This window comes from Pseudomonas sp. OST1909 (genome assembly GCF_015277575.1).
Taxonomy (GTDB): domain Bacteria; phylum Pseudomonadota; class Gammaproteobacteria; order Pseudomonadales; family Pseudomonadaceae; genus Aquipseudomonas; species Aquipseudomonas synxantha_A.
Genome location: NZ_CP063780.1, coordinates 3,340,546 through 3,355,882, shown reverse-complemented (window position 1 = coordinate 3,355,882; position 15,337 = coordinate 3,340,546). Strand labels below are relative to the sequence as shown.

Sequence of the window (15,337 nt, the reverse complement as noted above, 5' to 3'; positions counted from 1 at the left end):
AGCATCGACTAAGAGAATTCCGTCAGTGATAACGTCCTCTTCCACCGCAAGCCCGTTGGTTGTCCAGATCGAAACCCTACCTGTTGGGCACGACGCACGCGCGCTCACCGCCTCTCCGTCTCCAATGGAAGAGGCTCCCGTGGTTAGCGAGTCCTCTGATGAAACACCTCAGGCAGCGGGGGACTGGACCCTAACCAGGAGGTACGCAAATGCACTAAAAAGTCCGGTCATTCAAGAGCAGAATCTGGACTATAAAAAGTTAAAGATAGACATCCCGCCAAACTCTTCCTTCGGACAATGGCGAAGGCATCTGCATGATATTATTGAAAGCCGCGCAATGAAGGATTGGGCAGCCGATAAGAACATTGACCTATCCTCCCCCATCAAGATTGATGCCCGCAATGGCACCATCATTTCCGACTGGGCCGGCGGCGCTGTAAGCGTATACGACTTTCCTGGCTGGCCTCTGCTCATGAGTGCCGTCAAAGCGCTGACGCCGTACGGCGGGGTTGTTACGATCGGGGAGAAAGATACCGCACAGGCGCAAGACATCGGTTTCTTTTATCACAAGCATGTTCCCTTTGATGGCTCCACCCCCAAGCCCGCTCAAAAAGAAATCTTGAAAGAGTATGCTGATCAAGTGCTGGAGGGGCCCCCTTTCGAACCAGCAGATTTGCATAGCCCTTTCAGGGAGAACCTCAGTCTGCAACAGACCGAACTGGGTGACTTTAATAATCGTAGGGCCGTGAGTGGCCAGATAACCGCCAGTCTTGTTGCAAAGCTGGGAAGGCTATCGAACTCCGCAATTCCCTATAGCACTCAGGAAGAACGCGCACAGCCTTTTGGACCGGACCAACGGGAGGCGTTGAAAAATACGGTATTCACTGTAGACCCCGCCTCATCCTATTTTCGAGAACACAACCTGATGCCAGGGGCGACTGTAAGCCTGCATCAGTTTATGGAAGATCAAGGTATAGAGATTCCCACAAGCTATGATCAACTTGTGGGGGTGGCCAAAGCACTGATGGGTGTCCCCCCGGTTAAGCCTGCTCTCGGAGATCTGGGCGGTGCGCTTTCCTGGCCAACGCTGCTAAGCAACGAAGATCAGCGCAAGCTCCACTCTGTCATTCGCCACGACTTGAAAGATACGCAAGACAACAATTTGCTCGCTCATTGGACCCGTAACGTTCACTGGGACGCCAGCGCCCTCAACGATAATCCTCATCAAGTGCTTAACGACCTTCTCAAGTCCACCAAAGCACGACTCTTGGGCATGAGAGCGAGGTCAGAGCTGGGCGAAATAGCTTCGCCTGACACTATCATGGAGTGGATGCTTGCCGCGCTCCAAACTTCCTTGGACAGCGAAAGCGTGTTCACGAACCCAAACGCTTCAACGAGAACCACGGTCACTGGATTCAACTTGGCCACCCCCCACCTTGGAGGGAAAAGTGCATCCGCTATACGAAGCGCCCTGAGTGAACACTTGATCCGTGAGGGAAAAGCCACGGCCCGAACCGCCCCTCTCGCTGTGTTTGTACTGTTGTCTCGCAAAGCGCCGGAACTTTTGGTTAAAAATATACCTGAGGAAGTTAAATTTGGCTCGCACACATGGGTCAGTTTCAGCACTGCGGTGGCGCGTATCGAAGCCCAGGCACCTGGTTCCACCAGTAAAATGACATTTGCACAGGTGATGACCCGTGCTGAACAAATACCACTTTATCCTCAGGAAAAGCTCGTTGAACAGCTTGCACAAAGTGACGCGCTGAAAGACTGGGGTATCGTAAACGGCATCTTGGACGTCAACGGCGAGGATGTGTATACAGGCGCTCAGATGGATGAGGTGCGCAACGCATTTAATAAACAGGTGGCTGAGTTGAGCGCAGCGTCGACTACGCTTGCAACGCAGATGCCCCAGTTTCAGAAAAAAGTGGCGAAATACTTGCAATCGCTTCTACCACATTTATCTCTGGAAGATCTTCAAGATAAATGCATCACTCGTGATACCGCTCATCATGACTCCCCTGGTCCTTATTCGGTGGTGGATTTGTACCTGACGAACAGGCTCAAACCGGACGATATACAATGGCGGTCAAGTAATAGCAAAATAAGCCTGCCCGCCATTCGAGCAAGACTGAGCACGGAAACTTCGTCAGTATCAGCTCTAAAGGCTGAATTTGAACATGAGTTTTCCGCTTACGTTGATGACCATGAAGCGGCAATCAGTGCGCAAACCAAAAACTTGATTTCATCGCTGCCCCTGTCTGACCGGAAAATGATTGAATATGGGCAGCTCACCGTTGCTCAACATTCTGTCGTTAATCTTCCCGCTACCACAGGGCAATTAAAGAGTCATCCAAGGAATGAGGGAAAAATATTTTTGCGTAGTAGGCTCGATGAAAAAACGCACACCTATGAAATAGACTGGCATAAGAACACCATTATAAAACGCGATGATTTGAATGACGCAAAAATCGGCTCGCCCCCTACAAGCAGTTCGCCTATTCCACCCGGAATGAAGCCTGGAGACAGCTTCGACCTGCTTACACCCATTGCCCCTGCCAGTAACTATACAGACAAACTGCTTGATGAAAAAAACGACACCAAGATACCCAGGAGTTACTTTAGCGAGCGAACACGCTACATCGCGGATGCAAAGTTGAAAATTGCCGACATTCAGTCGTATAAAGAAATAGCCAAGGGTATGACGACGTTCGATACAGAAGTATCGACCAATAAAAAAATAGGTGATTTTTTCCTGAACCTTGTTCCGTTTTACTCTGCGGTCAATAATTTTGCGAAGGGCAACGTTGGCGAAGGTATCGTTGACCTGGCCCTTGATGTGTTCGGTTTTTTCGTTTCGTTCAACGCGGCCGCAAAGGGCGTAAAAGCCCTGAAGATAGGATCATCCGCATCCCGATACTTCAAGTATGGTGCCAAGATTTTCCGTCGTGGCATCATCGGTGCACTTAATCCACTGGACGGCGTTGGCACGCTAGTGAGCGGCGTTGCAACTGCCGGAAAAAACCTGGCCAAACTAGCCACCCGAAAAGTCATCAAATGGACTATGCCGGAAACCTATAAGGCGATAAAAGCGTTGAAAGGTTTTGATTCCGGCGCGATAGGAACCGCTAGAATTCATGGAGAACTCGTTGAAACTATCGCAGCACAGAAGAATGGCAAATGGTATGCCATCGATACAGTTACCCGGCAACCCTACGGGCTTCCCCTCAAAGACTTCTTACCCTCTCCGCGAATAAATGTGGAAGAATTTGGGAACTGGGCGAGTGCGGCGGACCCCAAAAAGAAAATAAGCGATGAGATAGTCAACAAGTGGAAAGGAAGCGTTATAAAGCATCGAGGAACAGCGGAGTTTGATAATGGTTACTATATCGGCGCTTATAGCAAGGTGCCTGGACTGGACAGAGCTAAAAAAATAGAAGACATTATGAAGTTGGCTGGCGACAGCACACTCACTGCTGAGCAAGTAGGCATTATTGCAAAAAAATACGATGATATTGCGTACGGTTTTGGGCGCTCCGGTTCGGCGCGATTCATTGACAATATAGAACCTCGCTTCGGCAACGTGATCCCTGTGCCGCAAGTTGTCTACCTGACTGAGACATTACAGCTGTCTGACGGGCAGTGTGCTGCGCTGTCCCGTGTAATGGCGATGGCAATGGAGGAAGGAAAGGAGGCACAACTCATTAAAAATCTCTACACCGCTGCGGCGTTTCCTACAGACCCAGCCTCACGCAAGTTCATTCAAGCTCTAACCAAACTTCAGACTCAAGTAGGCGGCCAGACCGCTTTCCACGCTGGGAAAACTCCTCGGCAGCTTTCCTATCAAGCCATGATAAAAGAATTGAGCGATTCGCCGGTTCAAAAATCGATAATGATCGATACGCCGGGCCATGCAGTGTCAGCTGGGATCAAGGTAACAGAGGGCGAAAAGCTATTCTGGTTTTATGACCCAAATTTCGGTGTGGCAACGTTTTCAAGCGCCGAGGCCATGGAAGGTGGCTTGAAGAAACTTTTCCATGATAAAAAACTGAATGTTCAATATAAAACTCACAGCCTTGACAGGAACGCTCTTGAGTTTAAGGTTTTTGATCATGATGACACCTGGCTGCAAAAAAACAGTGTACTCAGCTCAGAGGTGAAGCCATTATATGACGTGCCACTGACCCCTTCGGGTAGACCGCGCAACCTCACTAACGAAGAACTGAGGCTCAACTTGGAGAAGCTGCATGCGCACCCTGGCAACCGATGGCTGATTTGTTACGAAGCTTCCATACGCGTGGGGCAAGCTGAAAAAACCCTTTCGCCTCAGGTATTCGACACCGTTGTAGCCGCCACAAATCGCAAAGGCGGTAATAACTATTCAGCCGGCTACCTTGAACTCATGGGCATCAAGCCCGACAGCCTGAAAACCACCTTCAATCCCGCTGACATTACAGAGTCGGGATTTATTAACTTCAAGTATGCCAATGAAGGAGGGGATTTCTCTCACACGGTGTATATACAAAAAACCAGCAATAATGAGTTATTCCTTTTCAATACTAATAACCTGAGCTTTGATGCGGCGATGATCAAGAGTGGCAATCTTCCACAGACCAGCGCCGGAATCAGCGTCTATAAAATTAGCGATGGCAACCACAAAGGTCTTCAAGATTTCATCGACGGACTTGGGGAAAATGTCAAGCGACAATATGCTTACACCCCTGCGAGTGAACTAAACGCAAACGTTAAGAAGGCCCAGCCTTGATTGAATGAAATGCGCGGCGCCCGATATGGCGCCGCTTGCTTCAGGCCAACAACCGCTGGATATGCTCTTGCAACGTATCCAAATCAAACGGCTTGGCGAGGATAGGTGCATTGCGCGTGATCGGGCTGTTGCAGTCGAGAATTTCCTGCGGGTAGCCGCTGATAAAAATCACTTTCAGTTCCGGTCGCAGCTTCAGCGCCGGCTCGGCAATCTGCACCCCGGAAATCCCGCCAGGCAGGCGATAATCGGTGACCATCAGGTCCAGGTGCGGCTTGGTCGCAAGGATTTCAAAGGCCTGCTCCCCATCGATCGCCTTCAAGACCCGGTAGCCCAAACCTGCCAGGTATTCACCCAGCACAAACATAATGGATTCGTCATCCTCGACGATCAGTACGACATCTTGCGCATCTTCACTCATGGGAAGCCTTTGTCCGGTCAATTGCTGCAGTTACGACCATGGGGTCACGCAGAGGTTGCGTTGAGCTGACGATTGATTTCACGCAGCCGCCTCAAGGGGCAGGCACACCCGAAACAGGGCGCCCTCGCCTATCTGGCTCTCGACCTCAATGGTGCCGCCATGGGCGGCAACAATCTGCTCGGAAATAAACAACCCCAGGCCCAGGCCAGCGGCGGCATGGTTGGCAGAAACCCGTTCGAACTGCTGAAAAATGCGCTTCTGGTTGGCTTCACTGATACCAATGCCACGGTCGCGCACTTCCACACGCGCCTCGCCATGCTCGGTATACACCCGCACATCCACCGGGCTTTTGGCCCCGTAGCGCAGGGCATTGGTCAGCAGGTTGGTAATCACCTGCTCGATACGAAACTCATCCCAGTTGCCTTCCACAGCCTCGTCGGCCACCAACTGCATCGACGACTCGGCAGCGGCGACCTGTGGTTCGAAGTTATGTACGAGGTTGCGCACCAGTTGCGCCAGATCAAAATGCGCCGGGCGTATGGACAGTTTGCCGGTGCGGATGCGCGACACATCGAGCATGTCTTCGATCAGGCGGATCAGGCTTTTGATCTGGCGCTCATCGCGGTCGACCATCGCATGCATCTTGTCCAGGGTAAACGCGGCAGCGTTGTCACGGGCCAGGTGCATCTTGCGCAGCTGGGTCTCCAGAATCAGACCGTTCAGAGGCGTACGCACTTCGTGGGCGACAATCGACATGAAGTCGTCACGCATACGCACCGCCTGTTCCAGCTCGGCCTGTGTAGCCTGCAGGCGCGTGAGCAACAGCTCCTGCTCGCGGCGGCTGCGCTCCAGTTCCTCGACTTGCAGCTTCATCGCCTTGCTCTGGCGATACAGGTCGACGAACACATTGACCTTGCTCTTGACCGCGTGGATGTCCAGCGGCTTGTGCAGGAAGTCTACCGCCCCGCTTTCATAGCCCTTGAAGGCATAGTTGAGTTCGCGGCCGGCGGCACTGACGAACACAATGGGAATGTTCTTGGTCTTTTCGGTGCCGCGCATCAGTTCGGCCAGTTCGAAACCGTTCATGCCGGGCATCTGCACGTCGAGAATCGCCATGGCGAATTCGTGTTCCAGCAACAAGGACAACGCCTCGTCGGCACTCAATGCCTTGAAGACCTGGCGATCCTCGCGCTTGATCAGCGCTTCAAGGGCCAGCAGGTTTTCCGGCAGATCGTCGACGATCAGCAGTTTGGCCTGGACAGTACTTAACATGGGAAGGGTTCCAGGGAAGCCAGCAATGAGCCGATCTGGCTCAAGGAAAGAATATGGTCAGGTGTATGCAAGGCCAGGGCCGCCAGGGGCATCACGGCGATCCGTGCCTGTTTGGGGTCCTGCACGATGGTGGTGCCGCCGGATTGCTTGACGTGGGCCAGCCCCTGCGCGCCGTCCTGGTTTGCGCCGGTCAACAGGATCGCCAGCAGGCGCGGCCCGTACACATCGGCAGCCGAGGCAAACAGGTAGTCGATGGCCGGCCGTGAGTGGTGCACACGGTCTTCCTGGCTCAGGGACAGGCTGCGGTCATGTTCCACCGACAAGTGATAACCAGGCCCGGCAAAATACAAGGTGCCCGCCTCGACCGCCTCTTTGTCCCGGGCTTCCTTGACCGGAATGCTCAAGCGCCGCGCAAAGACTTCTGCCAACTGGCTGCGACGCTCATCCGGCAGGTGCAGCACGGCGATGATCGGCAGGCTGAAGGTCACAGGCAGTTCACCAAAAATGCTCAGCAGGGCCTCAACGCCGCCGGCGGAAGCGCCGACAACGATAGCTTCAATCCCACGCATCGGGGGGTCATGCGCCTCGCTCATGATTTTCGGTAGATCCGTTCCTGTTTGACCAAGGGTTCGAATTGCTTGCTGTAGGCAGAAAAATCCAGGGTTTCCTTGCTGCCCAAGACGAGAAAGCCACGATGACACAGCGACTCATGAAACAATCCGAATGCGCGATCCTGCAACTTTTTATTGAAATAAATCAATACGTTACGGCATGAAATTAATTGTGTTTCTGAGAACACGCTGTCGGTCGCCAAGCTGTGGTCGGCGAAGGTCACGTTCTCGCGCAGCGTCTTGTCGAAGATCGCATAATCGTAGGCTGCGGTGTAATAGTCGGCGAATGAACGTTGCCCGCCTGCCTGCTGATAATTGGCTGTGTAGGCGCGAACGTTCTCAAGGGAGAAGATGCCCTGCTTGGCTTTCTCCAGCGATGCCGGATTGATGTCCGTGGCGTAGATGATCGTGCGCTCCAGCAACCCCTCTTCGCGCAACAGGATGGCCATGGAGTATACCTCCTCGCCCGTGCTGCAGCCGGCGATCCAGATCTTGATTGACGGGTAGGTCTTGAGCAGCGGTACCACTTCCTGGCGGATGGCCAGGAAGTGCGACGGGTCGCGAAACATTTCGCTCACCGGGATCGTCAAGAATTGCAGCAACTGCATGAACGCTGCCGGGTCGTGCAGCACCCGCTCCTGCAGCGCCGAAATAGTCGCGCAGTCGAACTGGCGCAACGCGTGGGCAACGCGCCGTTTGACCGACGCACCGGAGTAGTCACGAAAGTCGTAGCTGTACTTGAGGTAAATCGCCTCAATCAACAGGCGCAGCTCAATGTCGCTGCTTTTGTCCAAAAAACACTGCTCCACTTAAATACGTTCCATCTTCGGTAGCCATACGCGAATCAGCGAGAACAGACGGTCCAGGTCAATCGGCTTGGCCAGGTAGTCGTTGGACCCGGCCGCCAGGCAGCGTTCCTGATCGTCTTTCATGGCCTTGGCCGTCACCGCAATGATTGGCAGTTTTTTCCAGCGCGGGTCCTGGCGGATCAAGGCCGTGGCCTCGTAACCGTCCATCTCGGGCATCATCACGTCCATCAATACCAGGTCGACATCTTCGACTTCGTTGAGTTTGTCGATAGCTTCGCGTCCGTTACGCCCGATAACCACTACGGCGCCCTTGTGCTCCAGGGCGCTGGTCAGGGCGAAGATATTGCGTACATCGTCGTCCACCAGCAGGATCTTGCGCCCTTCAAAGACCTTGTCGCGGCTGCGGGCCGTCTTGAGCATCTTCTGGCGGTCATCGGACAGCTGGGATTCGACTTTGTGCAGAAAGAGTGTGACTTCATCCAGCAGGCGTTCAGGTGAGCGTGCACCCTTGATGATGATCGAGCGGGAATACTTGCGCAGCTCAGCTTCTTCATCGCGGGTCAGGTTACGCCCGGTATAGACGATTACCGGCGGGAATGAGCAGATATCTTCGGTGGCCATGCGTTTGAGCAGCTCATTGCCGAGCATATCCGGCAACTTGAGGTCGATGATCATGCAGTCGTAGATGTTGTTGCGCAGCAGGTCGAGGGCTTCCTGGGCAAAGCCTACGGCGGTGATCTCGATGTCATCGTCGCCGATCAGGCGGGCAATGCTGTCACGTTGCAGATCGTCGTCCTCTACCAGGAGCACGCGCTTGACCTTCTGGGTCAGCTTGGCTTCCAGGCGGGCGAACACGTCCTTGAGCTCTTCTCGAGTGGTGGGTTTGACCGCATAGCCGATGGCGCCCATGTGCATGGCAGCTTCGACGCGGTCTTCCACGGAAATCACGTGCACGGGGATGTGCCGGGTGTTGGCGTGCTCTTTGAGACGCTGCAGCACGGTCAGCCCGGAATGGTCTGGCAGGCGCATGTCCAGCAGGATCGCGTCCGGGATGTATTCCTCGGCAAGGCTGTAGCCTTCGTCGGCGCCGTGGGCGACCAGGCAGTGGTAGCCCAGCTCGTGGGCCAGGTCGAACAGGATGCGCGCGAAGTTGGGTTCGTCTTCCACCACCAGGATGCAGCGGGTGCTGAAAGGGGCCTTTTCACGGTCATCGGCAAAACGTGGGATCTGCTGGGTATCAGTGACTGGCAGCGGAGAAATCTTCACCGGTGCAGGGTTTGGCGCGACCACGGCTTGGCGCGGTTGCTCGATAGGTGCTGCGTCTTCCTCACGCTCCACGTACTGCTCCGGCAATACCAGCGTGAAAATGCTGCCTTTGCCTGGTTCGCTGGTCACGCTGATGTAGCCGCCGAGCAACGCCGCCAGGTCGCGGGAAATGGACAGGCCCAGGCCGGTGCCGCCATAACGGCGATTAGTGGTGCCATCAGCCTGGCGGAAGGCTTCGAAGATGCTTTCTTGCTGGTCCAGGGCGATACCGATGCCGGAGTCGCGCACGGTAAAGGCAATGCCCTCCCCTGGCGCCCTGGAGACCGTCAGGCTGACCTCACCCTGTTCGGTGAACTTGATGGCGTTGGACAACAGGTTCTTGAGGATCTGCTCCAGACGCTGCCGATCGGTAAACAGCAAAGTCGGTGCACCCTCCTGCACGTCCACCTCAAAGCCCAGCTTGCGATCTGCCGCCAGCGGCTCGAACATGCCCCGCAGGCCGTCGACAAGGCGTACCACACTGGAGTTCTCCGGGCGCACTTCCAGCTTGCCGGCTTCAACCTTGGAAATATCCAGAATGTCGTTGATCAGGTTGAGCAAGTCATTGCCGGCCGAATAGATCGACTCGGCAAACTTGACCTGCTCGGCGCTGAGGTTTTCCTGAGGGTTCTCTGCCAGCAACTTGGCCAGGATCAACGAGCTGTTCAGCGGGGTGCGCAGCTCGTGGGACATGTTGGCAAGGAACTCGGACTTGTATTTGCTGGAGCGTTGCAACTCATCGGCGCGGTCTTCGAGCTCCAGTTGGGCCTGATTGAGCTGGATGTTCTTGCGATCCATGGCGTCGCGCTGCTCGGCCAGGGTCTGGGTCTGCGCGGCCAGTTGCTCGTTGGTCTGCTCAAGCTCGGCCTGCTGGGTTTCCAGGTGGGCCTGGGATTCCTTGAGGATACGCGACTGTTCTTCCAGCTCTTCGTTGGCGGTCTTGAGTTCTTCCTGCTGCACTTGCAGCTCTTCGTTGAGCTGTTGGGTTTCGGCCAGTACTTCCTGCAAGCGCTGGCGATAGCGAGCGGCTTCGATAGAGGTGCCGATATTGCCGGCAATCAGTTCCAGCAGTTCAACATCGCGCTCATCCAGCGCACGCAGGAAGCCCAGTTCAACCACGCCGTTGACGCGGTCTTCATCGCTGGTCGGCATCACCAGCACGCTGCGGGTAGCGCCTTCGCCCAGGCCGGAGCTGACCTTGAAGTAATCCACCGGCACATCGTCCAGGCGAATCAGGCGATCCAGCTGGGCGGCCTGCCCGACGATGCCTTCGTCGCTATAGATCGACTGCTCCTGCTGCTCTTGCTCGCGGGAGAACCCATAAGTGGCCACGCGCTTGAGGCCGCCGTGCTCTTCGCGCACATATAGAGCGGCAACGGCCGAGCCCATGTACTGGGCGAAGAACTGCAGGATGTTGCGCCCGAGCATGTTCAGGGTCAGCTGGCCAAGCACCTGTTCAGCCAGTTCGGTCTGGCCATTGCGTAGCCAGGCTTGCTGTTCGAGGCGTTGCGCAATCTTCTGTTGTGACGCGAGGTTTCTACTGTAACTATCTGAAAGTGAAACTAAATTCTTTCTACCGATATAAGCAAGAAAACCACTCAGTCCCAGTACGAACACCAGGTACAGGGTGACGCTGAGCACCGTCGTGCGGGTGACCTCTTGGTTACGGGTGATGCGGAACTGCTGCTCCATCGCCACCGCGTCCTCATACTCCCGGCGAATCTCGTCCGTCAGGCGTTTGCCACGGCCAGCCTTGACGGCGCCACGGTAGTCACCGTTCTGGCGCTGCATATCGATCATCGACTGGGCGTAGGTGTTCCACTCGTTCTGCAAGGCTTCCAGGCGTTTGAGGCGGTCGACCTGCTGGGGGTTGTCCGCCACCAGGTCTTGCAAATTACGCAGGTCGGCAATGATTCGCGGCTTGGCCACTTCATAAGGGTCGAGAAAATGCTCGTCACCGGTGATCAGAAAACCGCGCATGCCGGTTTCAAGGTCCACGGTCAGCTTGGACGTTTCATTGAGGTTATTGATGACCCGGTCGGTGTGCTCCACCCACTGGATCACCGACAGTAAATAGGTGATCAGGCAGACGAAAAATACCGCACTGAGCACACCCACGCCCAACGGTAGGGCCACGTTTCGGCTCAACAGAGTACGAAAGCTCTTTTCATCGACGGACGAAGCGGGAGTCATGGGCATGCCTTGGCCAAGTGCGGAAAAACCGGGAGTTTGCCCCAAAGTGGCGCTTGAACGCTATTTTTCTACGGCCGAAATACACAGGAATCATCACCCGCGAGCAAAAAGTACGCCATGGCTTTGCCTATTTTACATTCGGTTATTGACGTTATTTCTCACACAGCGGAGTAGGAAGTATCGGAACCTGCCCCATCCACCCCCCCACTCAGGAGGGCGTCTCGGGACAAGGAGGCTCCATTAGGAGGGCGCATTTCCTATCCACATTTAAGGTTTATCTATCATGTTGAATATCGAGCCACGTGCTTTGTCCTCTGTGTCAAGCGCCATTCCATTCCCTGAAGAAACACAAGCCCCCGACACCCCTAAAACTCAATCGACCCTATCCCCCCCTGCGCGCACCAGCCTGATACCTCCCCGGAAAACCGGTTTGGCCGCCCAGTTGGCAGACAAAGAAAATTTGAAGTCACTGGGCCAAAAGCTCCAGCAGATTGCGGCTAAACTGGGTGAAGAGGCGCAGCCCTCAGCCGTCCTCGCCGCGCTTGGCAACACCCCGCTGGATATTCACCCTGGATCTTCCTACGCTGAAGAAGCGGGTGGCAGTGTGACCCTGGAGACCTTCATCAAGAAGTTCCTGGGGTTGCCGTTGCCCAGTAGCCATGTCCAACTCACGGGCCTCGCGTCCACGGTGACCAGCCGCTCGATGGAAAACCCGCTGGGCAACCTGAGCGGCGCGCTGTCCTGGCCGGTGCCCTTGAGCGAAGATGAACAACGACGCTTGCGTAACATCACCCTGAATCAAGAACATGCGCTGGGTGATAAGCCGTTATTGATGCAAACCAAAGGCGGTGTATTGGAGTTTCTGCGCTACCAGCAACCCATTACCACAGGGCCTCAGGATGATCCGGCTAAAATACTGCAGGCACTGATCCGTACCCCGCAGGCACAGTTGATGGGCAAAGACCTGCAGGAGCGAATGCAAGGCCTTGCCAGCGACAGCAGCGTGACAGACTACCTCTTGGCGGGCATCACATTGCAGTTGGACCCGGAGTCGATCACCGCTCCTCATCGCGATAAAATCGCCGGTTTCGATCTGGCCAGCAACCAGCACTGGGGTAAGCCTGCGTCCGCTATCATCGATAACCTGTCCAATTGGCTGATCGATAAAGGCAAAACGTCCCCGGAAATGGCCAAGGTGGGGGCCTACCTGCTGTTGGCCGGCCGCGCGCCTGAGTACCTGATCAAGGACATCCCTTCCAGCGTGAAAGTCGGCAGTGCCCTGTGGGCCCAACTGACCATCGCCGCCGCAAAAATCGAAGCCCACACACCTGGTCGGGTTCCCGGCATGACCTATGCCGAAGTGCTGATAGCAGCAGAATCCTTACCGGCCAATACCTACGCCGTTCAAACGGCCCAGCGCGATGCCTTGATACTTTGGGGGATAACCCGAAACCTGCTGTCCCCCCATAACAGCGAACCTGCACCTTCACAAATCGAACAGGTCAGGGTGGCTTACAACAACCATCTGAAATCGCTGACGGATATCTCTTCTTCCATACAAGTGCCTATCCCCAATCGCACGGAGATGGCGCTTGACTGCCTGAAAGCTGAGTTTCCCGACGTTGATCCGGCGGTTTTCGAAGCTCGAGTATTGGCCAAGCGTTACACCGGTGATGGCCGCGCTCCCAGCGGTGACCCGAGAATGCGCTCCATGCTCGATATTCTGCTGGAGGGGGAGCGTCTAGGGGAAAAATACGCATGGATCACCAACGACAAACGGATTCCGATCACTGCATTCAATCGCTTTGCACGCACCGAAGAGTGTGACATCACCGCAAACTTCATGGATCAATATGAAAAGGCTATAGCGGCACAAAAGAAAGGCCACCATGGGATGGTCAAACATCTGATTGGCGAGCAGCCATTGGAAGATCGCAAAAACTTTGAATTCGGCAAACTTGAATACTTCTACAGCGATGAATACCGCAAAACAAAGAACGGTAGATTAGAGTTGGTCAAACGTGACCGTACCTTGTATGTGAAAACCACCCGAGAGGGCGTGGAAAATCTCTACCACATCAACACCAGCACCGGCAGTATCGAGAAAAAAAACGAGCTGATCTCAAATTTCCCTGGCCTGCTCACCCTAGAAAAAACCAATAAGGCCGGGGAACAACTCCACGCGATATCAAGGCCTTATCACCCTTTCACCAACTCGCCGGCCCCTGACTCTGCAGAAAAACCTGGCAGTGATGCGATTCCCAATAGCTTCGACTCCAGCCGAACCAATGCGATTGCCAGTTTCTACCTGGAAAAAATGGACCTCGACCGCAAGGAGTTACTCAATTACGCCAAGAGCGTTACTTCCTTCGAACATGATCGGATGGGCGATAGTCAGGTGGGTGAGTTCCTGCTCAATCTGATCCCATTTCGGTCTGCCGTTAACAACGTTCGGCAAGGCAACTACGGCGAGGCGGTATCTGACCTGGCCTTCGATATCCTCGGATTCCTCACTTTTGGCGTGGGCAAAGCTGCGCAAGCCGGCAATGCCGCCCTCAGGGGCGTGCGGACCTTTAGTGCTGGCGCCAGGGCCGTGAAGACAGCAAAGCTCTTCGGTGCAATGGCAATTGATTCACTCAACGTACTCGGCGGTCTGGTCGGCGGGATAACCGGGGTTGGGACCCTGATCCATAAAATTGCGACCAAGGGGCTCGAATGCGTGAACATGCTCAAAGGCACAACCGGTAGTTATGACCTGCTTAAAGCCGCCAGTAAACAGGAGGGCATCGTCGCAACCGGTACCTACAAGATTACAGAGCAGACGGTCGAAGGTGGTGCTGTATTTCGAGAGGGCAAGTGGTACGCCTACGACCCGATCACGCAGAAGCCTTACGGAGCTGCGCTGGTTGATTTCACACCTGCAACGGTTGCCGCCAATGGTCAGATAAACAGCAACTTTATCGATTGGTTAGCCAGGTATGCTGCACCCAATCCAACAACCACCCGCGATAAATTCAGAGAAGTACTAGAGACCGTCCAGAGAAATGATAGCGCGGGGTACAAACAAGGCTTTGACTCGGGCGTGGCCGAAGATGTCCCAGGCTACCACCCGACGATGAAGCAATCAGAGGTGAGGGATCTGGCGGTCACGAAGGTCAATGATCCCGAAGCGGTAGGCACTTTGGCCAAGGAGATACAAAAACGCATGGCGGACACTAGCCGTGAACACTACAAAATCTTTCAAAAAGAGATGGTTGCCCAAGGGGGCAGGACCTACGAGATGCCGCAAAACCTCTACCTCAGCCAAACGGACCTGGCTTCAAATGGAGAGTGCGCAGCCATTGTGAATACTATGGCGCTGGCTATTTTGCGCGGCCGCAGGGATGAGTTCATCAATAACTTTATGAAAGCAGCTGAGCATACTGACGACAAGAACGTAAAGGCTTTTCGTAACCAGCTGAACCAAATGCATCAGGTTCTGAGTAGTAATTATCACGGCACACAACCCTTCAGCCAGTTAGCGTACACCGGCATCATCGACGAACTCACCAACGCAACACGTCCGACACTCTTGAGGATCAGTACCAAAGATCATGGGCTGCTCGCAGGCGTCACCCTGACCCCAAACAACGAGAAAGAATGGTTTTTCTTTAACCCCAACTTCGGATTGGCGACCTTCCCGGATGAGGCCTCAATGCGCCGGGGGCTGGAAGTCTCTTTGAACAGCGGGTGGAGCGCCGGCACGCTCAATCCTGTCGACGTTGCAAGCGGCGTACCGGCATTCAACGCCAGCTATTTCACCGAAGAAAGCTTTACCCATACCGTGCCCTACAACAACCCGCATGCCCTGATCAACGCAAATCTTTAACCTTCGTACGATCACGTGCGTCAATGGCATTCTTGGGCAGTGCCATTGGCGCCTTCTACGTCGAAGACGTGGTATCTCAACAGTAGGGCGTTACTC

General features: G+C 54.6%; 7 protein-coding genes. 2 read left to right on the top strand and 5 right to left on the bottom strand.

Features of this window, described 5'->3' with window-relative positions; genetic code table 11:
- Positions 1-139 precede the first annotated feature (139 nt).
- Positions 140-4,765, top strand: a complete 4,626-nt coding sequence (locus IH404_RS14695) for a YopT-type cysteine protease domain-containing protein (RefSeq protein WP_194438197.1) — start codon at positions 140-142, stop codon at positions 4,763-4,765.
- Positions 4,766-4,805: 40 nt separating this feature from the next.
- Here IH404_RS14695 and IH404_RS14690 read toward each other — a convergent pair whose 3' ends face one another.
- From IH404_RS14690 to IH404_RS14670, 5 genes are all read right to left on the bottom strand, one after another.
- Complete coding sequence (locus IH404_RS14690; RefSeq protein ID WP_005788286.1) at positions 4,806-5,183, bottom strand: response regulator; 378 nt, start codon at positions 5,181-5,183, stop codon at positions 4,806-4,808.
- Between the two features lie 78 nt (positions 5,184-5,261).
- Positions 5,262-6,455, bottom strand: coding sequence for a hybrid sensor histidine kinase/response regulator (locus tag IH404_RS14685; RefSeq protein ID WP_005788284.1), 1,194 nt, complete (start codon positions 6,453-6,455; stop codon positions 5,262-5,264).
- Complete coding sequence (locus IH404_RS14680; RefSeq protein WP_005788283.1) at positions 6,449-7,048, bottom strand: chemotaxis protein CheB; 600 nt, start codon at positions 7,046-7,048, stop codon at positions 6,449-6,451. The genes IH404_RS14685 and IH404_RS14680 overlap by 7 nt, the downstream gene beginning before the upstream one ends.
- Positions 7,045-7,860, bottom strand: coding sequence for a protein-glutamate O-methyltransferase CheR (locus tag IH404_RS14675; RefSeq protein ID WP_005788281.1), 816 nt, complete (start codon positions 7,858-7,860; stop codon positions 7,045-7,047). Before IH404_RS14675 ends, IH404_RS14680 begins: the two co-directional genes overlap by 4 nt.
- A 15-nt stretch (positions 7,861-7,875) precedes the next feature.
- Positions 7,876-11,373: a response regulator gene (locus tag IH404_RS14670; protein WP_194438196.1), complete on the bottom strand. Its 3,498-nt coding sequence runs from the start codon at positions 11,371-11,373 to the stop codon at positions 7,876-7,878.
- A 283-nt stretch (positions 11,374-11,656) separates the two neighbouring features.
- On the opposite strand from IH404_RS14670, the gene IH404_RS14665 reads away from it, so the two are divergent.
- Positions 11,657-15,241 (top strand): hypothetical protein, encoded by a 3,585-nt coding sequence (locus IH404_RS14665; RefSeq protein WP_194438194.1) that lies wholly within the window; start codon positions 11,657-11,659, stop codon positions 15,239-15,241.
- The last annotated feature ends 96 nt before the right edge of the window (positions 15,242-15,337 follow it).

Coding starts and splice junctions, on each gene's coding strand:
- IH404_RS14690 (WP_005788286.1), bottom strand. CDS start 5,183: ATGAGTGAAGATGCGCAAGATGTCGTACTGATCGTCGAGGATGACGAA.
- IH404_RS14685 (WP_005788284.1), bottom strand. CDS start 6,455: ATGTTAAGTACTGTCCAGGCCAAACTGCTGATCGTCGACGATCTGCCG.
- IH404_RS14680 (WP_005788283.1), bottom strand. CDS start 7,048: ATGAGCGAGGCGCATGACCCCCCGATGCGTGGGATTGAAGCTATCGTT.
- IH404_RS14670 (WP_194438196.1), bottom strand. CDS start 11,373: ATGACTCCCGCTTCGTCCGTCGATGAAAAGAGCTTTCGTACTCTGTTG.
- IH404_RS14665 (WP_194438194.1), top strand. CDS start 11,657: ATGTTGAATATCGAGCCACGTGCTTTGTCCTCTGTGTCAAGCGCCATT.